General features: G+C 74.7%; 23 protein-coding genes and 2 tRNA genes. 11 read left to right on the top strand and 14 right to left on the bottom strand.

Features of this window, described 5'->3' with window-relative positions:
- Positions 1-60: 60 nt before the first annotated feature.
- Both ACFY15_RS25935 and ACFY15_RS25930 read right to left on the bottom strand, forming a co-directional pair.
- Positions 61-1464: a sensor histidine kinase gene (locus tag ACFY15_RS25935; RefSeq protein ID WP_390687419.1), complete on the bottom strand. Its 1404-nt coding sequence runs from the start codon at positions 1462-1464 to the stop codon at positions 61-63.
- The gene (locus ACFY15_RS25930) at positions 1461-2147 is read right to left on the bottom strand and encodes a response regulator transcription factor (protein WP_390687421.1); all 687 of its coding nucleotides are present in this window, start codon (positions 2145-2147) and stop codon (positions 1461-1463) included. The genes ACFY15_RS25935 and ACFY15_RS25930 overlap by 4 nt, the downstream gene beginning before the upstream one ends.
- A 78-nt stretch (positions 2148-2225) precedes the next feature.
- On the opposite strand from ACFY15_RS25930, the gene ACFY15_RS25925 reads away from it, so the two are divergent.
- Positions 2226-2780 (top strand): hypothetical protein, encoded by a 555-nt coding sequence (locus ACFY15_RS25925; protein ID WP_390687422.1) that lies wholly within the window; start codon positions 2226-2228, stop codon positions 2778-2780.
- A gap of 13 nt (positions 2781-2793) precedes the next feature.
- Here the strand turns inward: ACFY15_RS25925 and ACFY15_RS25920 are convergent, their stop codons facing one another.
- Both ACFY15_RS25920 and ACFY15_RS25915 read right to left on the bottom strand, forming a co-directional pair.
- Positions 2794-3687 (bottom strand): spermidine synthase, encoded by an 894-nt coding sequence (locus ACFY15_RS25920; protein ID WP_390687423.1) that lies wholly within the window; start codon positions 3685-3687, stop codon positions 2794-2796.
- A 25-nt stretch (positions 3688-3712) separates the two neighbouring features.
- Positions 3713-4162 (bottom strand): hypothetical protein, encoded by a 450-nt coding sequence (locus tag ACFY15_RS25915; protein ID WP_390687424.1) that lies wholly within the window; start codon positions 4160-4162, stop codon positions 3713-3715.
- A gap of 235 nt (positions 4163-4397) precedes the next feature.
- Between ACFY15_RS25915 and ACFY15_RS25910 the strand changes: the two genes are divergently transcribed.
- Positions 4398-5720 carry a tetratricopeptide repeat protein gene (locus tag ACFY15_RS25910; RefSeq protein ID WP_390687425.1) on the top strand — a complete coding sequence of 441 codons (1323 nt, stop codon included), beginning with the start codon at positions 4398-4400 and terminating at the stop codon, positions 5718-5720.
- Between the two features lie 19 nt (positions 5721-5739).
- Here the strand turns inward: ACFY15_RS25910 and ACFY15_RS25905 are convergent, their stop codons facing one another.
- Positions 5740-6336: a histidine phosphatase family protein gene (locus ACFY15_RS25905; protein ID WP_366452134.1), complete on the bottom strand. Its 597-nt coding sequence runs from the start codon at positions 6334-6336 to the stop codon at positions 5740-5742.
- Between the two features lie 222 nt (positions 6337-6558).
- On the opposite strand from ACFY15_RS25905, the gene ACFY15_RS25900 reads away from it, so the two are divergent.
- The 3 genes from ACFY15_RS25900 to ACFY15_RS25890 are packed head-to-tail and all read left to right on the top strand — an operon-like array spanning position 6559 to position 10615.
- The gene (locus ACFY15_RS25900) at positions 6559-7728 is read left to right on the top strand and encodes a hypothetical protein (protein ID WP_390687426.1); all 1170 of its coding nucleotides are present in this window, start codon (positions 6559-6561) and stop codon (positions 7726-7728) included.
- The gene (locus tag ACFY15_RS25895; protein WP_390687427.1) at positions 7716-9287 is read left to right on the top strand and encodes a hypothetical protein; all 1572 of its coding nucleotides are present in this window, start codon (positions 7716-7718) and stop codon (positions 9285-9287) included. Before ACFY15_RS25900 ends, ACFY15_RS25895 begins: the two co-directional genes overlap by 13 nt.
- Positions 9284-10615 (top strand): AAA domain-containing protein, encoded by a 1332-nt coding sequence (locus tag ACFY15_RS25890; protein WP_390687428.1) that lies wholly within the window; start codon positions 9284-9286, stop codon positions 10613-10615. Before ACFY15_RS25895 ends, ACFY15_RS25890 begins: the two co-directional genes overlap by 4 nt.
- A 315-nt stretch (positions 10616-10930) precedes the next feature.
- On the opposite strand, the gene ACFY15_RS25885 is transcribed toward ACFY15_RS25890, so the two are convergent.
- Entirely contained in the window at positions 10931-11413 is a 483-nt protein-coding gene (locus tag ACFY15_RS25885) for a MarR family winged helix-turn-helix transcriptional regulator (protein WP_390687429.1), read from the bottom strand.
- A 135-nt stretch (positions 11414-11548) separates the two neighbouring features.
- Between ACFY15_RS25885 and ACFY15_RS25880 the strand changes: the two genes are divergently transcribed.
- The 4 genes from ACFY15_RS25880 to ACFY15_RS25865 all read left to right on the top strand — a co-directional run bounded on the left by ACFY15_RS25880 (position 11549) and on the right by ACFY15_RS25865 (position 13336).
- Entirely contained in the window at positions 11549-12106 is a 558-nt protein-coding gene (locus ACFY15_RS25880) for an NADPH-dependent FMN reductase (RefSeq protein WP_390687430.1), read from the top strand.
- Between the two features lie 73 nt (positions 12107-12179).
- Positions 12180-12524 carry a hypothetical protein gene (locus ACFY15_RS25875; protein ID WP_390687431.1) on the top strand — a complete coding sequence of 115 codons (345 nt, stop codon included), beginning with the start codon at positions 12180-12182 and terminating at the stop codon, positions 12522-12524.
- A gap of 142 nt (positions 12525-12666) precedes the next feature.
- Positions 12667-13272, top strand: a complete 606-nt coding sequence (locus ACFY15_RS25870) for a bifunctional DNA primase/polymerase (protein ID WP_390687432.1) — start codon at positions 12667-12669, stop codon at positions 13270-13272.
- Positions 13263-13336 (top strand) — tRNA-Lys (locus ACFY15_RS25865). Before ACFY15_RS25870 ends, ACFY15_RS25865 begins: the two co-directional genes overlap by 10 nt.
- Before the next feature lie 67 nt (positions 13337-13403).
- Here ACFY15_RS25865 and ACFY15_RS25860 read toward each other — a convergent pair.
- Positions 13404-14603 (bottom strand): M6 family metalloprotease domain-containing protein, encoded by a 1200-nt coding sequence (locus tag ACFY15_RS25860; protein ID WP_390687433.1) that lies wholly within the window; start codon positions 14601-14603, stop codon positions 13404-13406.
- Between the two features lie 492 nt (positions 14604-15095).
- On the opposite strand from ACFY15_RS25860, the gene ACFY15_RS25855 reads away from it, so the two are divergent.
- Positions 15096-16925 (top strand): putative bifunctional diguanylate cyclase/phosphodiesterase, encoded by a 1830-nt coding sequence (locus ACFY15_RS25855; RefSeq protein ID WP_390687434.1) that lies wholly within the window; start codon positions 15096-15098, stop codon positions 16923-16925.
- Between the two features lie 105 nt (positions 16926-17030).
- Here ACFY15_RS25855 and ACFY15_RS25850 read toward each other — a convergent pair whose 3' ends face one another.
- Positions 17031-18722, bottom strand: coding sequence for a glycosyl hydrolase family 18 protein (locus ACFY15_RS25850; RefSeq protein ID WP_390687435.1), 1692 nt, complete (start codon positions 18720-18722; stop codon positions 17031-17033).
- A 279-nt stretch (positions 18723-19001) separates the two neighbouring features.
- Positions 19002-20234 (bottom strand): LLM class flavin-dependent oxidoreductase, encoded by a 1233-nt coding sequence (locus tag ACFY15_RS25845; RefSeq protein WP_390687436.1) that lies wholly within the window; start codon positions 20232-20234, stop codon positions 19002-19004.
- A 248-nt stretch (positions 20235-20482) separates the two neighbouring features.
- Between ACFY15_RS25845 and ACFY15_RS25840 the strand changes: the two genes are divergently transcribed.
- A complete protein-coding gene (locus ACFY15_RS25840; protein ID WP_390687437.1) occupies positions 20483-21241 on the top strand; it encodes an IclR family transcriptional regulator in 759 nt (252 codons plus the stop codon).
- A 95-nt stretch (positions 21242-21336) separates the two neighbouring features.
- Here the strand turns inward: ACFY15_RS25840 and ACFY15_RS25835 are convergent.
- From ACFY15_RS25835 to ACFY15_RS25815, 5 genes are all read right to left on the bottom strand, one after another.
- A tRNA-Lys gene (locus ACFY15_RS25835) sits at positions 21337-21410 on the bottom strand.
- 59 nt (positions 21411-21469) lie between these two features.
- Complete coding sequence (locus ACFY15_RS25830) at positions 21470-22117, bottom strand: hypothetical protein (RefSeq protein WP_390826136.1); 648 nt, start codon at positions 22115-22117, stop codon at positions 21470-21472.
- A 50-nt stretch (positions 22118-22167) separates the two neighbouring features.
- Complete coding sequence (locus ACFY15_RS25825; protein WP_390826135.1) at positions 22168-23958, bottom strand: AMP-binding protein; 1791 nt, start codon at positions 23956-23958, stop codon at positions 22168-22170.
- Between the two features lie 26 nt (positions 23959-23984).
- Positions 23985-24596: a lytic polysaccharide monooxygenase gene (locus ACFY15_RS25820; RefSeq protein WP_390826134.1), complete on the bottom strand. Its 612-nt coding sequence runs from the start codon at positions 24594-24596 to the stop codon at positions 23985-23987.
- 229 nt (positions 24597-24825) lie between these two features.
- Positions 24826-26004, bottom strand: a complete 1179-nt coding sequence (locus tag ACFY15_RS25815) for an SPFH domain-containing protein (RefSeq protein ID WP_390826133.1) — start codon at positions 26002-26004, stop codon at positions 24826-24828.
- Between the last annotated feature and the right edge of the window lie 447 nt (positions 26005-26451).

Raw genomic sequence — 26451 nt, 5'->3', positions numbered from 1 at the left:
CGGCCCCCGACCGGCGCGGACCGTACGCTATTCCACGAGCGCGGCTTCCGGCTCGCTCCCTCACCCGGTCGGGTCGTTGCGCTCTCCCCGGCGCCTGCTGCGGGTGCGGCGGGCGCGGCGGCGGCCCGGGCCGCGCCCGCCGCGCCGGCCCCGGCCGTCCAGGGCGAGCCACACCCGTACCTCGCTGCCCCCGAGCACCGAACGCCCCAGGCGTACGTCGCCGCCCGTCGACTCCGCGACCCGGCGCACGATGTCCAGGCCGAGCCCCGTGGAGCCGTCGCGGGCGCCGTCGTTGCCGCGCCTGAGGGCCGCGTCCGGGTCGGCGATGCCGGGGCCCGCGTCCGAGACGAGGACGATGACGGCGTCCCCCGCGTCGTGCACGTCGACCGCGAAGGGAGTGCCCTCGGGGGTGTGCCGGAAGACGTTGCCGAGCAGGGCGTCGAGGGCGGCCGCCAGCTCGGGCCGGGCCACCGGGACCCGTACGGTGCGGTCCACGCCCGCGAGCCTGACCTCACGGCCCTCGTCCTCCGCGAGCGCCGACCAGAAGGCCATCCGGTCGCGGATCACCTCGGAGGCGTCGCAGCCGGCGGTGGCCGCGACGGCGGGCGGGCGCTGCTCGCGGGCCGTACGGATGATCGTGTCGACCTCCCGCTCCAGCTGCTCCACCGCCGCCCGGGTGTGCTCGGCGGCCGGGCCGTCGCCGAGCGAGGCCGCGTTGAGCCGCAGCACGGTCAGCGGGGTGCGCAGCCGGTGCGAGAGGTCGGCGGCGAGCTCCCGCTCGTTGGCGAGGAGTTCGACCACCTGGTCGGCCATCGAGTTGAACGCGACGGCCGCCGAGCGGAGTTCCTTCGGCCCGTCCTCGGGCACCCGCGCCCCGAGCCGGCCCTCGCCCAGCTGGTGCGCGGCGTCCGCGAGCCGTTCGGCCGGTCGCACCAGCCGGGCCCCGAGCCGGTCGGCGACCGCGACGGAGCCGACGACCAGGGCGAGGCCGACGCCGGCGAGGATCAGCCAGGCGGTGGCGACCCCGTTGCTGACCTCGCTCTCCGGCACGTAGATCTCGATGACGGCGATGTCCCCGGAGCCGAGGGCGATGGGCTGGAGCAGGGCGGAGCCCCCTCCGGCGGCCTTCGCGGTGGTGGCCCGTCCCATGGAGCGGGTCTCCGCCACCGCGTGCGCGCCCGCCCAGCCGTCGCCGATGTCCACGGGGGCGGCGCCGGCGATCGAGGGGACGTGGACGGCCATCCGCCGGGCGGCGCCCATCTCGGTGGACTCGACGGCCTTGCGCAGCTGCACCGGGTCGGTGGTGATGGACAGGGTGGGCCCCATGGTGGCGGCCTGCCGCTCGGCGTTGGAGAAGGCCCGGTCGCTGGCCATCTCCTGGACCACCAGCCCCAGCGGCACCGCGAAGGCCACGACCACCATGGTGGTGACGGCAAGACAGACCTTGACCAGCGCCCACCTCACAGCGGCGGTTCCAGCTTCACCCCGACCCCCCGCAGCGTGTGCAGGTACCGGGGCCGGGCGGCGGTCTCGCCGAGTTTGCGGCGGAGCCAGGAGAGGTGCACGTCGATGGTCTGGTCGTCCCCGTACGACTGCTGCCAGACCTCGGCGAGCAGCTCGCGCCGGGCCACGACCACGCCCGGCCGGCCGGCGAGGAAGGCCAGCAGGTCGAACTCGCGCCGGGTGAGGTCGAGTACGGCCCCGTCCAGCTCGGCCTGGCGGCGCAGCGGGTCGATGGCGAGCCCGCCGACGCGCAGGACGCGCGGGGGCGGTTCGGCCGCCGCGGCCTGGGAGCGGCGCAGGACGGCGGCCATCCGGGCGGAGAGGTGCTCGACGGAGAAGGGCTTGGTGAGGTAGTCGTCGGCGCCGTCGTTGAGCAGCCGGACGATCTCCGCCTCGTCGTCGCGGGCGGTGGCGATGATGACCGGCACGTCGGTGATGCCGCGCAGCATCTTCAGCGCCTCGGAGCCGTCGAGGTCGGGCAGTCCGAGGTCGAGGATGACCACGTCGAACCGGTGGTGGGCGACCTCGCGCAGGGCCTCCAGGGCCGTGCCCACGCTCCGTACGGTGTGGGCGGCCTCGGTCAGGTGCCGGATCAGGGCGGAACGTACGAACTGGTCGTCCTCGACCACGAGCACACTAGCCATGGGCGCACGGTAGTCCATCCGGGCGACCCCGGGAGGTGCCGGTACTGCTCTGTGACGTGTGGTGCAGTATGTGCCCTGATGCGACGAGGACTTGTACATGCCATGGCCTGGGTGGTGGCGACCGCGGCCGCCGTGACCCTGTCGTGGTGGGGTGTGCACACCGTCATGTCCGGGACGGCCTACGATCCTCCCCTCGCGGTGCCGCTGACCACCCGGCCGCCGGCCTCCGCGACGCGGGGTGCGGAGCCGCCGCCGGCCGGCCCCCCGGGCTCCGCGTCGCCCTCGCCGGCCGCGTCGGGGTCGCCGTCGCCCTCCGCACCGGCCGCCGCCCCCTCCCCGTCCGCGAAGCCGAAGCCCCCGCCGCCGGCCGGGCAGCAGCGCCCGTACCCGGACGGCGGCGGGCAGGGTTCCGGCAACGTGAAGGGGTACTCGGTCTCGGGCGGCCGGGTGGTCTTCGACCTCGGGGCCTCCTCGGCGGCCCTGGTCTCGGCGACGCCGGAGGCGGGGTGGCGGGTGCAGGTGTGGAAGCAGGACTTCTGGATCCGGGTCACCTTCACCCGGGACAACCGCGAGGTGTCGGTGTTCTGCACCTGGCACGACCACCCGCCGGCGGTGGAGACCGTCGACCCGTAGCCCGGGCCCCGGCCTACCGGAACACCGAGGCCGGCGGCTCCGGCGAGGCCACCGCCGAGGCGTCGCGGACCGGGACGGCGCCGCCCGTGAAGTCCGCCAGGGCCCGGCCGTGCTCCACCCGTCCCGGGTGCGGGTCGCTCGCCACGCGGCGGGTGAACTCCGCGACCGGCAGCTCCCGGTCGGAGGCCACGAGCACCGCATTGCCGAAACGTTTCCCCCGCCAGACGACGGGATCCGCGGCCAGCGCCAGCCGCTCGAACCGGGAGGCCGCGGTGGCGACCTGGGCCCGCAGGTGCGCCAGCGGCGGCCCGTCCGCGAGGTTGGCGACGTACCACCCGGTGGGCGACAGCGTCCGGCGCACGTCGTCCAGGAACTCGGCGCTGGTCAGGTGCGCCGGGGTGCGCGCCCCGCTGAACACGTCCGCGATGACCAGGTCCGCCCAGCCGTCCGGCACCTTCGCCAGGCCCGCCCGCGCGTCCACCGCCCGGACCCGCACCCGCGCCTGCGGGTCCAGCGGCAGGTGCTGCCGTACGAAGGCCACCAGGGCCTCGTCGATCTCCACCACCTGCTGCGCCGAGCGGGGGCGCGCGGCGGCCGTGTAGCGGGCCAGGGTGAAGGCCCCGCCGCCCAGGTGCACCACGTTCATGGGCTGCCGGGCGGGCGCGGCGAGGTCGATCAGGTGGCCGATGCGGCGCTGGTAGGCGAAGTCCAGGTATCCGGGGTCGTCCAGGTCGACGTGGGACTGCGGGGCCCCGTTGATCAGCAGGGTCCAGGCGCGGGTGCGCTCGCGGTCCGGGGACAGCTCCGCCAGGCCGCCGCCCACCTCACCGGTGACCGGCTCGGCGGCGCTCCGCCGGCCCCCGTCGCGGTTCCTGCCCTTGTCCCTGCCCGTGCCTCTGCCTGCCACCCCACCATTATCGCTGGCCAGAAATTCACCGACAGTTGTCGGCCGCCTCGATGAGCCGGGCCGCCTCACCCAGCGCCGCGCGCAGGACGTCCGGATCGGTGACCGGTCCCACGGACTCGGGCGGCAGCAGCCAGCCCGTACCGCCCGCGGTGGGCGCGGCGAGGTCCCCGAAGCGCATGCCGCGCCCGTTGGTCTGCGTACAGGCGCTACCGGGGAGGTCCCAGGCGTCGGCGGTGCCCGGCGGGACGAGGAACCCGAGCGTGTCGCCGGAACCGTCGTGCAGCACGGGGCCGACCGCGGGGGCGGTCCGGCCGGCGCCGCGGCGGATGATGTCCACCGCCTCCAGCCCCTGCCGGACGGAGACGGTCACCAGGTCCGGGGCCGGAACCGGGGCGGGGAGCCCGGCCGCGGCCAGGGCGGCGGTGAACGGGTGTGCGCCGGCGTCGGGCGCGGTGTTCGTACCAATGCTGTCCATGCCGGCCTCCACCAAGGGGAACCCCTCCTCGATCCGTATCCGCATGGGTTCAACGCGGCGAAGCGTCAACAGGTGCGGCGGCAAGACGCTGCAAAGGATGGCAGTTCATGGCGGATCGCGGGTGAGATATCCGTTTTGTAGCCAAACACCGCATGGGACCCCCCTCACCGGCGGTACGTTCGTGCGCGCCGGAGCACCCGACTCCGGGGCGAGCGTGTCCAGAGAGGCAGCGTCCATGGCGGCGTCACCCCACTCACCCAACTCCTGCTTCCGGCGGCTGCGCGGAGCACACTCCCCGGCCGAGTTCGCCGCCATGGTGCGACGGGCCGCACGGGAGATCGGCGAAACGGTTTCCTGCGACGCCCGCTACATCGGCCGCGTCGAGTCGGGCGAGATCCGCTGCCCCAACTACGCCTACGAACGGGTCTTCCTCCACATGTTCCCCGGCCGCACCCTGGCCGACCTGGGCTTCTCCCCCCGCGAGGCGGTCCGCGGGCGGGCCGCGCAGCGCGCCCTGCCCACCCCGCCCGTCTTCACCCACCTCATCCACCGTTCCAAGGAGAGCGACGTGCTGCGCCGCGCCTTCATGGCGGGCGGCTCCGCGACCGTGGCGGCCGCGACGCTCAGCCTCACCCTGCTCGGCGACAACCGCCGGATCCCCTCCCGCGCCGGCGAGGCCGAGGCCGCCGCCGTCGAGGACGCCGTGCGCCAGATCCGGCTGCTGGACGACCGGCACGGCGCCGACGCCCTCTACCGGCGGGCCGCGCAACCCCTGCGGACCGCCTACGCCCTGCTCGACGCGGGAGCCACCCGCCAGTCCACCGAGGACCGGCTGCACGCGGGGGCCGGGGAGCTGGCCGTCTCCGTGGGCTGGCTGGCCCACGACTCGGGCCGCTTCGAGGACGCCCGCTCGCACTACGCCGAGGCCCTGGCCACCGCCCGGGTGGCGGGGGACGCGGGCCTGGAGGCGCACGCCTTCAGCAACATGGCCTTCCTGGCGCGGGACTGCGGGCGCCCCCGCGAGTCGGTGCGGGCGGCCCAGGCCGGCCGGCGCGCGGCCCGCTCACTCGGCTCGCCCCGCCTGCTGGCTCTGCTCGCGCTGCGGGAGGCGGGCGGCTGGTCCGGGCTCGGGGACCGCCGGGCCTGCGAGGAGGCGCTGACCCGGGCGCACACCGAGTTCGCGCGGGGGGCGAGCGCCGCCGACCCGGAGTGGATGTCCTTCTTCGGCGAGGCCGAACTGGAGTCCCTGGAGTCCCGCTGCTGGGCGGCGCTCGGGGAACATGCCCGCGCGGCCCGGCACGCACGCCGCGCGGCCGACCTCCAGGACCCGCACTTCGCGCGGAACGTGGCCCTCTACACCGCCGAGCTCGCCGACGACCTGGCCCGCGCCGGGGCGCCCGACGAGGCCGCCTGGGCCGGCGGCCGGGTGCTGGACCTGCTGACGGAGGTCCAGTCGACCCGGATCCGCTCCATGCTGGCCGGTACCGCCCGCACCCTGGTCCCGCACCAGCGCTCCCCCCGCGTCGGCGCGTTCCTCGCCCGGCACGCCCAGGCGTAGACCGCCGGCGGGGCGGGTCCTACCCCTCCAGGTGCCCCGTGTCGTTCCAGCGCTCCAGCGCAGGCGCCCCGTACGCCCAGCCCAGGACCGACAGCGAGGTCGGGTCCAGGCGGATGCGGGCGCCGAAGGAGGCCTCGAAGCCCAGCCAGCGGGCGGCGAGGGTGCGCAGGACGTGCCCGTGCGCGAAGACCAGGACGTCCCGCTCCGCCGAGCGGGCCCAGGCGACCACCTCGTCCGCGCGGGCCGCCACGTCGGCGACGGACTCGCCGCCGGGGACCCCGTCGCGCCAGATCAGCCAGCCGGGCCGGACCGCCTGGATCTCGGCCGGCGTCATCCCCTCGTAGGCGCCGTAGTCCCACTCCATGAGGGTGTCCCAGGGCTCCGCCTGCGCCCCGAAGCCCGCCAGGTCGCAGCTCTCGCTCGCCCGGACCAGGGGACTGGTGCGCACCTCCAGGCCGCGCAGGGAGACCCAGGGCTCGCCGGCGAGCCGCTCGCCCAGCCGCTTCGCCCCCTGCCTGCCCTCCTCCAGCAGGGGCACGTCCGTGCGCCCGGTGTGCTTGCCGAGCAGGGACCATGCCGTCTGGCCGTGGCGGGCCAGCAGGATGCGGGGGGCCATCTGTGTTTCTCCCGGTCCGTGGTGGTTCGCCCTGTGGCGCGCGAATCCGTCGTCCGTCCATCATCGCCGACGTGAACGCAGGGCAACTCCGTCCGGCCGGCGCCGTGCCCCTGACCGTCGTGGTGGTCATGGACGCGGGCGGAGACGGGCCCGGACGGCGGGAACCGGTCCGTTTCCGCCGTAAGTCCACGATTGTCAGTGGCGGATGGGACACTTCCGCCCGTGAGCTCCTACCCGCCCGGCGGCCCGCCCCAGACGACGACACTGCGGCAGCGGCTCGCTGACCTGCGCGGCCCCGCCGTACCGCCCCGTCCGCTCGACGCACGGGCGCTCGCCGCGCTCGCCGCGAACCCGGGCTGCGGCAGACGGGCGATCCTCGACGGCGCCGGGGTGGACAAGACCGCCCTGGCCGCGGCCCTCGGCACACCGGCGGCTTTCGGCCAGTCGCAGTTCGCGATCGTCCGCGGGAACTCCTTCGAGGCCAAGGTCAAGGGCGACGGCGGCGCCGAGCTGCTGCGCCTGGTCCACGCCCGGCTGGGCGCCGGCGCCGAGCCCCCCGGGCCGGACGCCCGGGTGCCCGACCTCACCGCCGCCGGACCGGAGGGCCGGGCCGCCCGGACAGCGCTGGCCCTGCGGGAGGCCACCGCCGCGCGGACCTGGACCCTGCTGGACCATCCGATGCTGGCCCTGGAGGTGGCGGGCACCCCCGCCTACCTGGAGCCCGACGCCGTCGTGGTGCACCCCGACGGCCGCTGGACCGTCGTGGAGATCAAGTCGTTCCCGATGATCGACGGGGCCGCCGACGCCGCCAAGGTGGGGGCCGCCGCCCGGCAGGCCGCCGTGTACGTCCTGGCACTGGAGCAGACCGCCGCGAAACTGTCCGGCGCGGAGGTCGACCACCGGGTGCTGCTGGTCTGCCCGAAGGACTTCTCCAACCTGCCCACCGCCGAACCCGTCGACGTCCGCCGCGAGCGCTCGGTCACCCGCCGCCAGCTGGAGCGGCTGACCCGGATCGAGGACCTGGCCGCCGGCCTGCCGGAGGGGATCTGCTTCGACCCCGCCCGGCCCGCCGAGGAGCTGACCCGGGCCGTCTCCGCCGTCTCCGCCGCCTACGCCCCCGAGTGCCTGGCCGCCTGCGAGCTGGCCTTCCACTGCCGCGAGCGCTCCCGCGCCGCCGGGGACCCGGCCGCGCTCGGCCGGTCCGTCCGCGGCGAGCTGGGCGGGCTGGGCAGCGTCGAGGAGGCCCTCGCGGCCGCCGCCGGCGCGGGCCCCGAGGGCGATCCCACCGCCGACGCACTGCGCCGGGCGGCCCGGCTGCGCGCCGAAGCCCTGGAAGCGGCCGCCGTCCGACCCCCGCACCAGGCCCCGGAGACCCCCGCATGCCCCTGCTGACCACCCTCGCCCGGCTGGAGGCGGTCCGCGCGGGCCGCGCCCGGCCGCTGGCGACCGTACGCCACCGCCACCTGGGCGCGCAGCCGCTGGTCTTCGTGCCGCTGACCACCGCCGGTGAGGCCGGGGCCCCGCTCGGCGCGATGCTGGGCACCGACCGGAACGATCCGCGGATCCTCGTCATACCGCAGCCCCGCGACCGGGACCTGCGCTGGGAGTTCCTCGGTGAACTGGCGCGGCAGCTGATGCCGTACATCGAGTCCTACGCGGACGTGGTCGAGCCCGCCGAGCGGACCGAGACCGACCCGGAGACCGGGAAGAGGACCAAGGTCGAGGCCGAACTGTGCGTGGACGCGCCGCAGATCGTCGTGCCGAGCCGGGCCGGCATCGAGTACGTACGGCTGCTGGGCCGGTCGATGCGGTTCCGCCGGACCGCCGAGGAGGACCCGGAGAACCCCTACCCGGCGCCCACCCGGGTCCCGCTGCTGGGCCGCTGGTTCACGCACCTCGCCGAGCGCTCCCGGGTGCCCGGGTCCTCGATGCTGCTGTCCGCCACCGACCTGCTCTCCCGGCACTGGGCGACGGGCCAGAGCAACCTGGAGGACCAGCACCTGGGCTCCCTGCTGGGCTGGATCGCCCCGCCGGAGGGCGTCTCGGGCGCCGAGTGGGCGCTCAGGGTGGAGCTGGGCCGGGACGAGGACGGGCGGCTGCTGTTCCCCCCGGCCGGCCCGGCCACCGACCCCGCCTTCGACAACGGACTGCTGGCGCCGGCGATCGCGAGGTTCGACGCCGCCCGCTCGGCGGACGGGCCCCGCGACGCGGACGCCGTGCGCCGTGCCGAGGAGGAGGTCCGGCGGCTGGTCGTGGAGCAGATGGAGCCCGCCTGGCGGCAGACCTGGGAGGCGATCGACCTGGTGCGCGCCCTGCCGCCGGGCGAGCGGACCGAGGAGCGCTGGACCCGCGACCGCTGGTCCTTCACCGGCCACCGCGACCGGGTCCGGGCGGGCGAGCCGCCGCAGCCGCGCCGCGACGACGCGGTGACGGCGGCCCAGAAGCTGGCCACGCGGGAGACCGAGCAGGTGCGGCTGGACGCGCAGGAGGCCCTGGACGACCCGCTGGTGATGGCGGGCCGGCGGTTCGCGGGCGAGGCCTTCGCCGGAGAGGTCACCGAGGTGGCCATGGAGTGGACGGAGGGCAGCCGGCCCCGCCCGCGCCCCCTGCTGACGGTGGCCACCGATGACCGGCCGCAGCTGGCGGACGAGGGCGGCGGGAAGGTCTTCCGCTCGCTGGACGGCCGCCAGCAGGCCTTCGCGTTCGTGCGCCGCGAGGAGGACGGCCGGCTGGTGCTGCGCGTCCTCGACAAGATGGGCGCCGGACGGGAGCCGGTGGCGGGATCGGTGCCGGAGAAGGGCGACCGGGTGTGCTGGACCCTGTTCGAGCACGACCCGCGCGGCGGCCCGAAGCTGCCCGACCCGGAGAACACCCCCTGGACGCACGGCGGCCCGCCGGGATCCGCCGCCGCCCCCGCCCTGGACGCCGTGACCGACGAGGACATCCTGTGAGCACCGCCTTCGACCCGGGCGCGGCCGCCGACCGGGCGACCGCCGCCATCCTCCACGACACCCTGCACGGCAGCGAGCGGGGCGTGGTCGTCGACTCCCCGCCCGGGGCCGGGAAGTCGACGCTGGTGGTGCGCGCGGCCCGGGAACTGGCCGCCGCCGGGCGCCGGCTGATGGTGGTCGCGCAGACCAACGCGCAGGTCGACGACCTGGTGCTGCGGCTCGCCGAGAAGGACCCGGAGCTGAAGGTGGGCCGGCTGCACAGCAGCGACGCCGACGCCTACGACCCGGCGCTGCGCGACCTGCCCTCCGTCACCCTCTCCGCGAAGCCGGCCGACCTGGCCGAACTGCCCGTCACCATCTCCACGGCCGCGAAGTGGGCGTACGTGAAGGCGGAGCCCTGGGAGCACGCGATCGTCGACGAGGCGTACCAGATGCGCTCCGACGCGCTGCTGGCCGTGGCGGGGCTGTTCGAGCGGGCGCTGTTCGTGGGCGACCCGGGGCAGCTGGACCCGTTCAGTGTGGTCGGCGCGGAGCAGTGGGCCGGGCTGTCCTACGACCCCTCCGCCTCCGCGGTCTCCACCCTGCTGGCCCACAACCCCCGGCTGCCGCAGCACCGGCTGCCGGTGTCGTGGCGGCTGCCGGCGACGGCCGCCCCGCTGGTCTCGCGCGCCTTCTACCCGTACTCGATGTTCCGCAGCGGGACGGGTCCGGGCGAGCGGCGGCTGGCGTACGGGGTCGCGTCGGACGGTTCCGGTCCCGACCGGGTGCTGGACGAGGCGGCCGAGGCGGGCTGGGGCCTGCTGGAACTCCCCGCCCGGCACACCCCGCGCACGGACCCGGAGGCGGTCGGGGCGGTGGCCCTCGTGGTCCGCCGCGCCCTGGACCGCGGCGCGGTGACCTCCGACGAGCGCTCCCCGGTCCCGTCCCCGCTCACCCCGGCGCGCATCGCGGTGGGCACCGCGCACCGCGACCAGGCGGCGGCCGTCCGCACCGCCCTGGCCTCCCTGGGCGTCACAGGCGTCACGGTGGACACCGCGAACCGCCTCCAGGGCCGCGAGTACGACCTCACGGTGGTCCTCCACCCCCTGTCGGGCCGCCCCGACGCGACGGCCTTCCACCTGGAGACGGGCCGCCTGTGCGTCCTGGCCTCGCGGCACCGGCACGCCTGCGTGGTGGTGGCCCGGGCCGGCATAGCGGAACTCCTGGACGACCACCCGTCCACGGAACCGGTGCAGCTGGGGGCGACGATCAAGTTCCCGGACGGGTGGGAGGCGAACCACTCGGTCCTCTCCCACCTCGCCGAACACCGCGTCGCCTGGCGGCCGTAGCCGACGCCTCAGCCCCCACCCGCCGGACGGAGTCCGGCACGCCGCCGCAGGCGGCCGACGAACACAGCCCGGACGGGTGGGAGGCGAACCACTCGGTCCTCTCCCACCTCGCCGAACACCGCGTCGCCTGGCGGCCGTAGCCGACGCCCCAGCCCCCATCCGCCGGACGGAGTCCGGCACGCCGCCGCAGGCGGCCGATGAACACAGCCCGGACGGGTGGGAGGCGAACCACTCGGTCCTCTCCCACCTCGCCGAACACCGCGTCGCCTGGCGGCCGTAGGACCTGCCGCGGCGCGGTCCGGGCGCAGGCCGCTCCTACTTGCGGGTGGCGCCGAAGGTGTGGCGGAGGGTTTCGCCGATCTCGGCGAGGGTGTGGAGCTGATCCGGGGTCAGGACGTCGATCAGGTGGCGGCGTACGGATTCCACGTGGTGCGGGGCGGCCCCGGTGATCGCGGCCACGCCGTCGGCGGTGAGCACCACCTCCGCCCCGCGGCCGTCGGCGGCGACCTCCTCGCGCCGTACCAGGCCGCGCTGTTCCATGCGGGTGAGCTGGTGGGACAGCCGGCTGCGGGACCAGCTCATCAGTCCGGCGAGCGCGGTGACGCGCATGCGGTGGCCGTCGGTCGAGCCGAGGACGGAGAGCACGTCGTAGTCGGCCTCGGACAGGCCGCTGTCCTGCTGGAGGTCGCGGGCGATCTCCGCGTTGACGAGCGGGAACATACGGCGCCAGGCGTACCAGGCGTCCTGCTCGGACTCGGTGAGCCAGCGGGGGCGGGCGGGCTCCGGCACTTCGGTCATGGGGGCAGCCTAGCGAGTTTGGTGATACGTCACTTACCTAGTTGACATATCACGCACCTCCGACTTTCCTGGGTGACACGTCAACAACGAGGCTGTCCCCGCACATCACGCCAGCGCCCCAAGGGAGTTCACGTCATGACCCGCCTGCTCGTCGTCTCCGCCGCCAACCGCCCCACCTCCGCCGGCCGCCCCCTCGCCCGCTGGGTGGCCGACCTCGCCCGCGAGCACGGCACCTTCGAGGTCACCCCGGTGGACCTCGCGGAGATCGCGCTGCCGTTCCTGGACGAGCCGGAGTTCCCCTCCAGCGGCAACTACGCCCACCAGCACACCCGCGACTGGAGCGCGGTCGTCGACTCCGCCGACGCGTTCGTGTTCGTCCTGCCGATGTACAACGGCGGCTTCACCGCCCCGTTCAAGAACGCCGTCGACTTCCTCTACGCCGAGTGGCGGGGCAAGCCGGTCGGCCTGGTCAGCTACAGCGCGGGCGGCAGCGGCGGCGCCCCGGCCGCCGCGATGCTGCTGCCGGTGCTCACCCAGGTCGGCCTGGTGCCGGCCGCGCGCTCGGTGGCGGTGCCCGGCGTCCTCGGCCTGGTCGGCGCCGAGGGCTTCGAGGCTCCCGAGGGCCTGGCGGCCGAGGTGTCGGGCGTCCTCGACGACATCGCGGCCCTGGTGAAGGAGCCCGCGTCGGCGTGACGCCCGGCACCCTTGCGCGACGCTGGACAATGGAGGGTGGCCCGGAGGAATTCGCAAGCGCAGGAGGACACGCATGGCAGAGCCCGAGCGGACCGAGCGGAGGCAGCGGCCCGCACCGCTGCTCTTCGAGCCCTCGGAGGCCGTCGCGGACCCGGAGCACTTCTTCGACCTGGAGTCGATCGAGGACCCGCGGGAGCTGCTGGCGCGCGCGACCGAGCTGACGCTGGCGTTCCGGGCCGCACAGAACCGGGCCGAGGAGTTCCAGGCGCTGGCGGCGGCCCAGCTGGCCGACCCCCGCCGCTTCGACCGCCTCCCGCCGTCCGCGATCGCCGAGGCGGCGGAGTGGACCGAGGACTACGCGCGCCGCATGATCGAGTTCGGCGAGGACCTCCAGCGCGGGACGCCCCCGGAGGCCTGAGCCGGCGGGGGCGGGCCGGGCCCCGCCCCCGCCGGTCACCACCGGCACGTGCGGCGCGCAAGATAGCGCAACCGACCCGCCCCCGTCCCGGTTTCCGGTAACTCGTGGGAACCGACACACTACGGGCGGTAGACATTGGCATATGACGATCCTGACGACGGCCGCCAACCGCCCCGCCTTCGACGGCATCGACGCGCGCACCGCGCCCGCCACCCAGGTCACCCCGCAGGGAGCCGCCTGGCTGGCCTCCGCCTCCGCGCATCCGGGGAGCACCCTCGCCGCCTGGGAGGCGCGGCCCGACGCGCACGCCGTGCTGCCCTGCGGGACCGCCTTCGACGTCGTCAACGTTCCGCTCGTCCTCGGCCGGCGCATGCTCGACCTGCTCTGGGAGCAGGGCCCCGGCTCCGGGCCCGCCGCCGTGCACCGGGGGCGGATGCTGCTCTTCGCCTCCCCCGGCACCGCCCAGCGGCTCCCCGCGCTGCTCGCCTGGGAGGAGTGGGGTCCCGGCGCCCCGGCCCCGGCGCCCCTCTGCCACGGCCACGGCGACGCCGTCACCGTGCCCCCGCTGCGGCCCGGCCCCGGCCCCTCCCGGTGGCTGGTCGCGCCGGACGCCCGGCTCCCCTGGCTGCCCGGTCCGGACTGCCTCCTGTGGGCGTTCCTGCACGCCGCGAGGGGTCCGGCCCCGGTATCGATTTTTGGTTCGGCCGATTCGGATGCTAGTGTCTACCTCGTCAGCAAGCGCCGCTAGCTCAGTTGGTTAGAGCAGCTGACTCTTAATCAGCGGGTCCGGGGTTCGAGTCCCTGGCGGCGCACAGACGGAAGAAGGCCCCCACTCATCAGAGTGGGGGCCTTCTTCGTGCCGTCACGCCGGATCCGCCGTCACGTCGTGATCTTCACCGTGTAGGCGCCCGACAGCGTCCGGTCCGCGACCTCGACGGTGATCCGCTCTCCCGGGACGGTGAACGTCTCCCCGACCTCCAGCGGGGCGTCGGCGAGCGGCGGGTACACCGAGCGGTCCCAGCAGGCCTCGGTGCGCGGATGGCCGTCCAGGACCTCGATCGGACCGCCGCCCGACGCCGCCTCGTTGCGGACCCGGTAGACCAGGACCCCCTCCGTGCAGGTGTCCCCGTCGTTGCCGACGGAGCTCCGCGCCTCGACCACGATCGCGCTGCCGGGGCCCGTACGGATCACGGCGAGCCGCGTTCCGCCCGTGGCGCCGGGCTTCAGGGGCTGCGAGAGCGGCTGGAGGGTGTGCAGGGAGGTACCGGAGCGCACGCAGTCGACCTGGGAGGCGTCCAGCCAGCCCAGCTTCCACTTCTGCCAGCCGAACAGGTCCGGGGCCATTCCGAACTGGCTGCCCATGACGTCCCAGTCGCCGACGTACGTGTCCCAGTCGCCCTTGCCGTCCGTCGGGCGGTGGTAGAGGTCGGGCAGGTCGAAGACGTGCCCGGTCTCGTGCGCCAGCACGTTGCGGTCCGGCGGGTGCCGCTCGAAGACGGTGACGATCCGCCGCAGGTCGGTGCCGTCGGCCCGCAGGGGGCGGTCGAAGTTGACGACCTTGGTGGCGTCGGAGTCCACCCCGGGGGCGTTGGGGTCGGCGACGAAGTACACGATGTCGTACGCGCTGAAGTCCACCAGCGGGTCGGCGGCGGCGACCGCGTCCCGCAGGTAGGCGGCCCGGGCGTCCGGGGCCCAGTCGCGCTGTATCCCGTACGCGGTCGACGGCCGGGGCATCGGGATCCACTGCCGCTGCGGGTGCGGGACCAGCCGGAAGCGGCCGTAGGAGGCCCGTTCGAAGAAGTCGCTGGTGGCCGGGAAGTAGTCGGCGGCCAGGTCCTCGGGGGTGACGGCGGTCCGGTGGTCGGGGAAGGAGAGGAAGACCATCACCGCGTGGAGCGTGCGCTCCGGCTTGGGGTAGGCCCGGTTCCAGGTGTCCAGGCCGAGGGAGTGGTGCGCGGCCGTGCGGGTCAGCGCGCAGGGCCCGCCGGTGACGGGTCCGGCGGCCACGGCGGGTCCCGTGACGAGCGACATGGCGGCGAGCGCCGTCATCGAGGTGAGGATGGCCGCCGTACTTCGCATGCGGGAGCGGTCCACTCCCCCGGGTGTCAGCTGTCGCGGCACATCGACCTCCGGTAGTGGATTCGCCTTGTTCCATCCACCTTGAGGTGATTGTCCTATTTATGCATGGTTCCTCTGCCCCACACGAGTGAGCACTACGGCAAGTCGGTGACCCCCGGGCCGAACACCCTCGCCTACGGAACGTCACTATCGATCACCCGGGATCAGACCAGGGCACGGTGCGCTCACGGCCGTGCGGAATCCGTCACGCGCCGGCGGCCGACACGGCATCGGGGAGCGGCCGACGGGGCGTCAGCACGGCGACAACCCGTGCCCCACACGGCGACGCCGCTGGATAGGGCCTCCGTCAGCCTCTATGATCGGCACACTTTCCTGCACCGACACTCACGAACACTGCGGGAGCCAACGGTGAACGGAAGCTCAGAGGGAACCGGTTCGGCGGCCGACAGCATCCGACCGGCCCTTACGGAGCGTCACCAAGCAGTGCCGGGCATGTCGGCGCCGCCGCCGAGGCCGAGGCCCACCCCCGGGACCGCCGACCCCGACGGGACCGACGCCAGGGCCGCCGCGGTGATCGGCGGCGCCGCCGGAGCGGGCGAACCCCGCGACTACCGCGCCGCCTTCGACGCGGCCCACCTCGCCATGGCCGTCGTCGACCGCGACGGCGACGTCATCGCCGCCAACCGGGCCCTCGCCTCCCTGCTGGGCGGCGAGCCCCGCGAACTCGCCGGGCAGTGCGCCGCCGACCTCGTGGACCTCGCGGCGGAGGCCCGGACCTGGCAGGCCTACCAGGAGGTGCTCCGCGGCCGTCAGGCCCGGCTGCGCTGCACCCGCCGCCTCAAGCACCCCGACGGCCACTCGCTGTGGACCGAGGTCACCCTGGGCCCGATCCCGGGCACCCCGGACGTCCTGCTGTCGGTCGCCGACATCAGCGACCGGCGCGACCTCCAGGCCCGGCTGCGCCACCTCCAGATGCACGACCCGGTAACCCGGCTGCCCAACCGGGCGCTGTTCTTCGAGCGGCTCTCGGCGGCCCTGGAGGGCTCCGCGTACGGCAGCGGCGGAACCGGCCGGATCGGCCTGTGCTACCTGGACCTCGACGGGTTCAAGGCCGTCAACGACACCCTGGGCCACCGGGTCGGCGACCGGCTGCTGACCGCCGTGGCGGCCCGGCTGACCCACTGCGCCGACCAGTCGGGGTACGGGCGCTCGGGCGGGCACCTCGTCGCCCGGCTCGGAGGGGACGAGTTCGCGCTGCTGGTCGAGGACTCCACCGGCACCGAGCAGCTCGCGGACCTGGCGCGCAGCGTGCTGGCCGCCGTGCAGGAGCCCTTCGACCTGGCCGGGCAGCGGCTGTCGGTGTCCGCGTCGATCGGCGTGGTCGAACGGGACGCGGCCGGTACCTCGGCGACGGGCCTGATGCAGGCGGCGGACACGACCCTGTACTGGGCGAAGGCGGACGGCAAGGCCCGCTGGACCCTCTTCGACCCCGAGCGCAACGCGCACCGGATGACCCGCCAGGCCCTGTCGAGCTCGCTTCGCCCGGCGGTGGAGCGCGGGGAGTTCGAGCTGGAGTACCAGCCGCTGGTGGACCTGGAGAGCGGCGTGGTGCGCGGCGTCGAGGCGCTGGTGCGCTGGAACCACCCGCAGTTCGGCACACTGACGCCGAATCGGTTCATCGGCATCGCCGAAGAGGACGGCTCGATCGTGCAGTTGGGCCAGTGGGTGCTGCGCACGGCCTGCCGGCAGGCGCGGCGCTGGCAGATCGAGCAGCCCAGTGACTCGCCGGTGTTCGTGTCGGTGAACGTGGCGGTGCGCCAGGTGTGGGACTCGGACCTGGTGGGCAACGTCGCGGAGATCCTCGCCGAGACCGGGCTGGCCCCGCAGCTGCTCCAGCTGGAGCTGACGGAGTCGGCGGTGATGGGTTCGGCGGGACGGCCGCTCCAGGCCCTCCAGGCGCTCAGCGACATGGGGGTGCGGATCGCCATCGACGACTTCGGCACCGGGTACTCCAACCTGGCCTACCTGTCGCGGCTGCCGGTGTCGGTGCTGAAGCTGGACGGCTCCTTCGTGCGCGGTTTCCGCTACGACGACGGCGTGCATCCGAACCCGGCCGACGAGACCATCGTGGAGGCCCTGGTCCAGCTCGCGCACCGGCTGGGGCTGACGGTGACCGCCGAGTGCGTGGAGACCGCCGGGCAGGCGGCCCGGCTGCGGCGGGTCGGGTGCGACACCGGTCAGGGCTGGCTGTACTCGCGCGCGGTGGCCCCGGAGCGGATCGCGGAGATGATCAGCGCCCGCCCGGAAATGCGCCGGCGCTGAGGTCCGCGTGCGCCGGGGTCCGGGACGGGGCTCCGGACACACCGCCGCCCCCGGCCTCGCGGGAGGCACGGGGGCGGCCGGCGCTCGGCGCCGGGTGGGGGGAGATCAGCAGGCGCCGAGGTCCTTCCAGACGCCCCATTCACCGGTGGTGCCGGGCACCTCGTTCTGGGTCCACCACTGGGCCTTCCACTTCCGGCCGTTGTACGCGACCTCGTTGCCGGCGGTGTAGACCTGGCCCGCGACGTACGCCGGGGTGCTGCCGCAGCCGGTGCTCGGCGGAGTGGTCGGGGGCGTGGTGGGCGGGGTGGTGGGCGGCGTCGTCGGCGGGGTGGTGGGGGGCGTCGTGGTGCCGCCGAGGGCGTCGTTGATCTGGTTCAGCAGGGTGGTCTTGTCGTCCAGGCCGAGCAGGGAGTACATCATCGCGCCGGCCAGGCCGCGGCTCCTGCCGTAGTCGACCCGGGCCTGGATGGACTTCTGGTTCAGGCCGGTGAAGAACTCGCCGTCCTTGTAGAAGTACGAGGCCTTGGCCTGGTCGTCCCAGAAGGTGGTTGCCGGGTTGTCGACGATGCCGCCGAGTTCCTTGTAGTTGGCGATGCCGGCCTGCTGGGAGGTGGGACGGGCGCCGGAGGGGCCGGTGGCGGTCTGGGCGAGGCCGTTGGCGGTGCCGGCGGGCACGCCCTTCCAGCCGCGGTAGTAGAACTCGTAGCCCAGGGTCAGCTTGTCGGCGGGGAAGCCGCCCGCGATGCCGTAGGCCGGGTTGCCGTCGAGCCAGGAGTCGATGGCGTTCTTGATGCCGTACTTCTGGGTGCCCGGGGCGATCGGGTCGGTCGGGTCGGCGGCCGAGTTCAGCAGCGGGGACTGGTGGTACGTCGGCCCGTCGCCGTCCCAGGCGCCGTGCATGTCGTACGTCATGATGTTCGCGTAGTCGAGGTACGAGCCGATCTTGTCGGTCTCGATGTACTTGATCTTGTCCTGGCCGGCCGGGAGGGCCGCGGTCAGCAGGTACTTCTTGCCGCCGTTGGCCTGGCCGTAGGCGTCGAGCTGGTCGCGGAACTCCTTGAGCAGCAGCGTGAAGTTCTGCTTGTCCTCGGGCGCGTAGTGGTTGCCGAGGTGGCCGCCGGAGGAGCCCGGGTACTCCCAGTCGATGTCGATGCCGTCGAAGATCCCGGCCGCCGTGCCGGGGCCGCCGTAGCCGTCGGCCTTGGGAAGGTTGCCCTTGATGTACTGGTCGATGCAGGAGGACACGAACTTCTTGCGGGAGGCATCGGTCTTCGCCGCGTCGCTGAAGTACTTCGAGTACGTCCAGCCGCCGATCGATATGTTGATCTTCAGGTTGGGGTACTTCGCCTTCAGCTGCTTGAACTGGTTGAAGACGCCCACGATCGGCTGGTCCCACTTGTCGGCGACCCCGCTGACGCTGTCGGCCGCGCTGAAGGACTTGCTGTAGTCCGCGTACGAGTCGCCCGCCCCGTCACCGGCGTTGGGGTTGTTGTCGTCGCCCGCCGCCTTGTTCGCCTCGAAACAGGTGAGGTCGGTGGGGTGGATGTTGCCGAAGGAGTAGTTGATGACGTCGAGCTTGCCCGCGATGCCCCGGGTGTCCAGGTGCTTGGGGTAGAACGCGTTGCCGTACACGCTCCACTGGTCGTAGTAGGCGATCCGCACACCGCCGGCGGCGGTGCCCGCGGAGGCGGTGGCGCCGGCGGCCTGGGCGGTGCCGATTCCCGCGAAGGCGGCCAGTGCCCCGGCTGCCAGCGCGGCCGTGGCGGCGGCCGCGACGAGGGGTTTACGGATGTGCATGAACTGCCTCCGGGGGGTGGGAGGGGGAGGGCATCAGCTTCGGGTGAGAGAAGTGATAGCGATCACGGCACACCCCAGTCAATGGTTTGGACCAAAGAAGGACTAGACCACTGAGCGGGTAAATGCCCTCGTCAGAGCCCTGGAGGCCCAATGGAAACCGCCCGCCACCCCGGATGACGAGCGGTTTAAGGATCCCTTAGGGTCATGCCCCGGCAAGGTTTCGGCAACAAACCAGCCAAACCCCGTTCTCCCGGGTCCTGTCGGGAATCGAGGCCGGAACTAGGGAGCCGCGGGCAGGCCGTACGCGTCTGCGACGAGCCCGTACGACCGCAGCCGGGCGTCCCCGCCGTGCGCGTTGGCGGTCAGCATCAGCTCGTCCGCACCCGTCCGCGCCACCAGCGCGTCGAGTCCGGACCGCACCTCGTCGGGGGTGCCGTGGACGACGTTCGCGAGCCAGCCGTCCACGAACTCCCGCTCCAGCGGCGAGAAGGCGTACGCGGCCGCCTCCCGCGGCGTCGGCACCAGCCCGGGCCGGCCGCTGCGCAGCCGGAGCATCGACAGTGCGCCGGTGAGTACCTGCGCCCGGGCCTGCACCGCGGTGTCGGCGGCGAGCGCCGAGACGCCGATGAGGGCGTACGGGGCGTCCAGCACGGCCGAGGGGCGGAAGCTCTGACGGTAGAGGTCGAGGGCGGGCAGAGTGCCCGCGGCGGAGAAGTGGTGGGCGTACGCGAACGGCAGCCCCAGCTCCCCCGCGAGGCGGGCGCTGAAGCCGGAGGAGCCGAGGAGCCAGATCGGGGGCCGGGCGGCGGGGCCCTGCACGGGGCCGGGCACGGCGTGCACGCGGGTGTACGGATGCCCGTCGGGGAAGTCGTCGTCGAGGAAGCGGGTCAGCTCCGCGAGCCGCCGGGGGAACTCGTCCGCCGCCTCGTCCAGCCGTCCGGGCCCGCGCAGCGCGGCGGCCGTCCGGGGGTCGGTGCCCGGCGCCCGGCCGAGCCCGAGGTCGACCCGCCCGGGGGCGAGGGCTTCCAGGGTGCCGAACTGCTCCGCCACGGCCAGCGGGGCGTGGTTGGGCAGCATGACCCCGCCCGAGCCCAGGCGGATGCGGGAGGTGTGCGCGGCCAGGTGGGCCAGGATCACCGCCGGGGAGGAGCTGGCGACCCCGGGCATGGAGTGGTGTTCGGCGACCCAGTGGCGGTGGTAGCCGCGGGACTCCGCGAGCCGGGATATCTCCACGCTGGTGCGCAGGGACGCGCCGGCGGTGCTGCCGGCGCCGACGGTGACCAGGTCGAGGACGGACAGCGGGACCGGCGCCGTGCCCCGGGCGTGCCCGCGGACGGGGTCGGCTCCGGCGGCCTCCGGCGCTTCGTCTCCGCGCGCGCCGTCTCCGCGCGCGCCGGCGCGGCGCGCGCCGGCGCGCGCCGCGCCCGGAAGTGAGGCTCCGCTTCCGGTCGTATCGGCTTCCGCGCCCCCGGAACCCGCGCTCCCGGCGCCCCTGGCCTCCGCGTCGCTCATCGTCGTCACTCCCGTTCCGTCCGCCTCGCGCGCCCCAGGGGGCGCCCGTACGGAGAAGGGGAACGGCGACCGCCCGCAGGGCATTCCCGGCAGACCAGGGCAGGTTCGTGCCACTGGCATATGCCAGACGGATAGGCCCAGCCAGACGGGTCTTATTAAGCCATCAATCTCCTCAACGGACGCTCCACATGGGCCTCTTGATGGCTATCGTGGTAGAGCAAGCGGTAACAACCTGGTAGGGGGAAACCGTGGCGCTGAAGCCCGAGCCGACCGCGCCGTTCCACTCGGTGCAGTACGCCCTGCGCGTACTCGAAACGATCTCGCGGCACACCGGCGGTGTGACCGACGCGCAGATCGCGCGTGAGACCGGCCTGCCCGCGGTCCATCTCACCCCGATGCTGCTCATGCTGCGCCGGGAGGGTTACGTCCTCCAGGTCTCCGACGGCGCCTACGCCATAGGGGACTCCCTCGTCCTGCTCGGGTCCGGCAACGACCGGCAGCAGGCCCTCCGGGAGAAGCTCCAGGACACCCTCGACCGGCTGCGCGACTCGGTCGGCGCGGCCGTCTACATCAGCCGCTACGTGGACGGCGAGGTCCGGATCACCCAGTTCGCGGACAGCCCGCGTACGCCCAAGGTGCACGAGTGGGTCGACTTCCGGTCCGCGGCGCACGCCAGCGCGGTCGGCAAGTGCCTGCTCACCCAGCTCGACCAGAACGGGCGACGCGACCACCTGTCCCGGCACAAGATCGCCCGGCTGACGTCGAAGACGATCGTGAACGAGCGGATCCTGTTCTCGAAGCTGGACAGCCAGCCGGCCACCGTGCCCGTGCTGGACCTCCAGGAGTACGCCGTGGGCACCGTCTGCGCGGCGGTCCCGATCACGGCCGGGGCGGCCGTGGGCTGCCTGGCCCTGTCCATGCCCGTCGAGCACGCGCACCGGCTGCGCGCCGCCGCCGACGCGCTGAACCGGAGGGCCGCCCCGCTGCTGCTGTCGCTCACGCTCTGAGCGAGGGGCGGATCGCAGGGGGTGGGCCCTACGGGCAGGGCCCGGAAAGCACTTCGGGCGGTTACCGGTGAACCGGTAACCGCCCGAAGATCAGGTGCGCCGCCAGGGACTCGAACCCCGGACCCGCTGATTAAGAGTCAGCTGCTCTAACCAACTGAGCTAGCGGCGCTTGCTGACAGAGAAAATACTACCTGGTCCCGAGGGGTGCTCCAAACCACGTCCCCGCGGTCACCAGGAGAGGTCCGCGGCCCCGTTCCCGTCGGCGCCCCGGACCCGGACCGTGCCGGTGTCCCCGTACACCTCGTGGCGCCAGTCCGCGAAGACCCGGGCGACCCGGCGGGCGTCCTCGCCGAGTCCCTTTCCGACGGAGCCGGTGGTGAAGGCGACCCGGGCCTCCGAGGTCCCCCCGGCCTTGCGGACCCTCGCCTCCCTGACGCTGCCGGGCGGCATCAGGCTGTCCTCGGCGGTGCGGTGACGGGCGTAGTAGGCCTCGAACTCGCCGGTCATGTCGTACCAGCCGTCCACGACCGGGCAGGGGCGCGCTGCACCGGCGGCGCCATCGGTGGGCGGGCCGGAGGTGCCGGGGTCCTCGTCCGTCGGCGGCTGCGGGGTCCCCGGGTCCTCGTCCGTCGGCGGCTGGGGGGCGGTGGCGGCCTGGTCCTCGGTCGGGGGTTCGGGAGCGCTGCCGGTCCGCTCCTCCGTGGGGAGGTCCGCGGCGCCCGGGCCGCAGGGGGAGGAGGCCGGGAGGGGAGAGGGCGGGGCCGCCCGGCCCGCCACGTGCGCGCCGCACGCCGCCAGGGCGAGGCTCAGGAGCAGGGCCGCCGCTGCCGCCCAGGCCTTCGCGGGCGACGGCGCGGCGGGTGGTGTGGTCGTCATGGGAACCCCCCTCCCCGGTGAAGAGGGCTCCGCGCCCGCTCCGGTTCCGCTCAGCGCTCCAGCAGATCCCGGCGGCCGTGGGTCGCGTACGCCGACAGCAGCGCGTCCAGGGCCGGCCCGTCGAGCGGGCGGTAGGCCCCGCCGACGCGGTGCCAGACGGTTCCGGCGGCCGGGGCGCCGCCCGGCGGCGGGTGCGGGAGGAAGCCGGTCCGGCGCAGGGCGGCCCGGTGGACCTTGTTCGTGGCCGTGACGGGCAGGGCGTCGAGGATCCGGACGTAGCGCGGGGCCATCTTCGTCCCCAGGTCCGGCTGCGCGGCGAGGAAGGCGGCGAAGGCCTCCGGGTCGAAGGACGCGCCCTCGCGCAGGGCCAGGGCGGCCATCACCTGGTCCCCCGCCGCCTCGTCCGGGACGGCGTACACGGCGACGGCGGCCGCGGCCTCCCAGCGGGCCAGGATGTTCTCGATCATCGCGGCGGCCAGGTTCTCGCTGTCGACGCGCAGCCGGTCGTCCGTGCGGCCCGCGAAGTAGAGGAAGCCGTCCGGGTCGCGGAAGAACAGGTCGCCGGTCCAGTACCAGCCCTCCCCGGCCCCCGTCCCGCAGGAGCCCCGGCGGGTGCGGGCGGCTTCGGCCCCGGGGTTGCGCCAGTAGCCCTCGAAGCGGCTGCGGCCCCGGTTGACCAGCTCCCCTATGGCCTCGTCGCCGTTGCGCAGGCGGCCCCGCGCGTCGAGGAGGGCCGGGGGGCATTCGCGGCCCGTCTCCGGGTCGACGACGGCCAGGTCGTCGTCCGCGCCCGCCCGGCCGAGGGCGCCCGGCGGGGTGTCGGGGGTGCGCTGGACGGAGGCGCCGCCCTCGGTGGCCCCGTACCCCTCGACCAGCCGGACGCCGAACCTCTCCTCGAAGCGGGCCGCGTCCACGGCCCCGGCCTCGGTGCCGAAGCCGAGGCGCAGGGGGTGCTCGCGGTCGTCGGGGCGGGGGTCGGTGGCGAGGAGGTACTGGACGGCCCGGCCGACGTAGGTGAAGTAGGTGGCGCCGTAGCTCCGTACGTCGTCCAGGAACGCGGAGGCGGAGAAGCGGCGGCGCAGGGCGACGGGGGCGCCGGCGGCGAGGGCGGGCAGCCAGCAGGCCATGACGGCGTTGCCGTGGAAGAGCGGCATGCAGATGTAGTGGACGTCGTCGGGGGTGACGCGGAAGTGCCGGGCGAGGGAGTGGCCGGCGGCGGCGAGGCGGCCCTGGCTGCAGATGGCCGCCTTGGGGGCGCCGGTGGAGCCGGAGGTGAAGTAGAGGAGCAGCCGGGTGTCCGGGCCGGGTCCGCCCGGCCGCAGGCGGGCCTCGCCGGGCTCGGCTGCGGCGTAGGGGGCGAGCAGGGCCTCGTACTCCTCGGTGCCGGTCACCAGGATCCGCACGCCGGGCAGGTCGAGGCCGCGCAGGAGCGGGAGGTGGGCGGGCTCGGTGACCAGGAGGCGGCAGTCGGTGTGCAGGATGTCGCGGGCCAGCTCGGGGCCGCGCCGGGTGGGGTTGATCCCGGCGACGGCGGCCCCGGCGAGGGCCGCCGCGCCGAGCCAGAAGGGGAACTCGGGGGTGTTGTCGAGCAGCACCCCCACGTGCGGCTCCGCCCCCGGTGGCAGGAGGTCGACGAGGAGCGCGGCGCGGGCGGCGGACTGCCGGGCGGTCCGGTGGCGGCTGAGGACGGCGGCCGGTGTCCGGGCGGCGCCGGGGCCGCCCTCCGCGCCGTGCTTCAGCCCGGGCCGGTGGTCGCCCCACTGGCGTGCGATGAGCTCCGCGACGGTTCCCGCCCCGGACTCCGGAGCGGGACCGGTCTCGGTCGTGGTCGTCGTCGGCATGCCGCCGGAGGGTAGCTGACGTCGCGTCAGAACTGAACGTCGGAGCAGGCGTAGAACGCCATGGGGGTGTCGTTGACGGTCCAGACGGCGAGGATCATGTGCCGGCCGGCCTTGCCGGCGGGCATGGAGCCGCGGTGGATGGTGGTCATGTCCGGGCGCCCGCCGTTGTAGGGGACGACGAGGAAGGGCTGGGGGTCGAGGGAGGCCCGGGTGAGCGGTTTCGTGGGGTCCCAGCCGTTCTTGGTGACGTAGTACTTGAAGTCGGTGGTGGAGTGGTTCGCGGTGAACTGCCAGCGGAAGTCGAAGGGCTGGCCGGAGTTCACCCGGGTCGCGGGCCAGGTGCCGCCGCGGGGGTCGTCGAGCTGGGCGAACTCGCTGTGGCCGCCGGAGCAGATCTGGCCGTCGGCCGGGCCGGCCGCCGGGAAGCCCTTGTAGCCCTCCACGCTCTGCGGCTCCCACTGGATCGGGCCGCAGTCGGGGACGGTCTTGTTGGCGCAGAGCTTCTGGCGGCTGATGGGGGTGTCGGTGTAGCCGTGGCCGCTGGCGGTGGGGGCGGCGAAGAGGGTCGCGCCGGCGAGCAGGGCGGCGCCGAGCGCGGTGGCGCCGGCGGCGCGTCCGGGTATGCGGAAGGGACGCATGATGCTCCTTGGGTGTGGGGGGAGAGCCTGGCGGGGCGTGCGCGCGTGGGGGGCGCGCCGAGGAGGGCGCGGGGGCCCTTGACGGGGCCGGGAGCCGATGGGGGGCGCTAGGTCTAGACCAAGTCCCACAGTATTGACGGGAGTTGGTCATGTCTATACCAGTGCGAAAACGGGTGGCCGGTCGTCACCGGCCACCCGTTTCGGGTGTTGTGCGGCTGTTGTCCGGCTGTTACTGGTCGGACCTGCCGGTGTAGAAGGCGACAGTGAGGTCCTTCACCAGGGCCTTGCGCTCGTAGTCGTCGAGCTCGACGATTCCGCGCGAGGTGAGCCGGTGGACGGTGTCGTCCACGGCGTCGACGACGGCGGTGAGGACGGTGTCCCGGTGCTTGGCGTCGATCGCCGCCACCCGGCGGCGGCGCATCGCCTCGGCGACCTCCGGGGCGTACTCGATACGGGTGGGCTGGGCGGAGAACACCTCGATGCCGACGGCCTCGGTGTCGGCGGCGAGGGTCCGCGTCAGCGCCTCGCCGACGGCCTCGGCGTCGCGCAGGGTCGGGGCGTCGTCGTGGAAGGCGTCGGCCGGGAGCCGGGACAGGACCCGGGCCGTGGCCGACTCGACCTGCTCGGCGAGGTACTCGATGTGGTCCTCGACGGCGAGGGTGGCGCGGGCGGTGTCCCGGACCTGCCAGACGACCTGGACGACCACCTGGAGGGCGAGGCCGCCCGAGTCCACGGCGGGCATGGGCGCACTGCGCCAGTGCCGCAGCCGGACGTCCACGCGGCGGCGCAGCAGGAGCGGGCTGATCCAGGTCAGGCCGGTACGGCGGACGGTGCCGCGGTAGCTGCCGAAGAGGGTGAGCACCCAGGCGTGGCCGGCCTTGGCCCGGCCGAGGCCGCCGAGCGAGAGCAGGGTGACCACGCCGAGGAAGGCGAGCGGCGGCCAGTGCGTGGCGCGGAGCCCGTGGTAGGGGCGGGGATGCGCCCCGAACGCGGCCACCAGAGGGGCGGGGACCACCCCGGCCCGCCACAGCACGGCCGCGCAGCCGGCGAGGGCGAGCGCGCCGACGGCCACCGCGATCCACCCGGGCAGGACCGGACCCCGGTGCTCCCGGAGCTGCTCGTCCGCCCGGGGCACCCGCCGCCCGGGCTGCGCCGTGCGCTCCGCGGTGCGGCGGGAGGGAGCGGGGGCGGGGGCGGGGGCCCCGGGCCGGGGGCGGAACGGCAGGTGCACCGGAACCTCCGTCACGGCGGCCCCCTTCACGGGCCCGCGGCGGGCGAGCGAGCCGACGGCGTCGGCGTCCCCGCGCACCCCGTCCCTGCCGTCGATCCCCCGGGCGACGGCCTGGGCGACGATCTCGGCCGCCCCGGGCCCGGGAACGCCGGACCCCTGCGGATGCGGAATCCCCACGGCGGCGGCCTCCCGCGCGGCGGGCACCTCCCCCCGGGAACCACCGGCACGCCCCGGCTCCGCCCGGGCGGTGTGGTCACGCTCGTACGGCCCAGCGTGCGCGAGGGGCGCGACCGGCGGCTCGTGCGGGGCGGTACGGGGGGCGGGGGCGGCCGGAGCGGCCGGGTGCGGCGGCCGTGCACCGGGGGCGGAGGGGGGCTTCCCTTCGGTCCGGGCCGTCCGCGGCCTCAGCGCGGCGGGGGTTTCGGGCTGTGCGCCGGAGGCGGAGGGGTGGGATTCCCGGCAGGTGACCCGGGGCCACGACTCGGTGCGGGCCGAGGGGGCGGATGGAGCGGCTGGGTGCGGCGGCGCTGCGCCGGGTGCGGAGGGGTGGGGCCCCCGGCGGGCGTCCGGGTGCGGCGGCTCCGCGGAGGCCATGTCGCCCTGCGGTCCGGTGCGGCCGGTGGG

This window comes from Streptomyces sp. NPDC001373 (genome assembly GCF_042895815.1).
In the GTDB taxonomy this organism is placed as follows: domain Bacteria; phylum Actinomycetota; class Actinomycetes; order Streptomycetales; family Streptomycetaceae; genus Streptomyces.
Note: the sequence above shows the minus strand (reverse complement) of the source record. Positions and strands in the feature narration are given on the sequence as shown.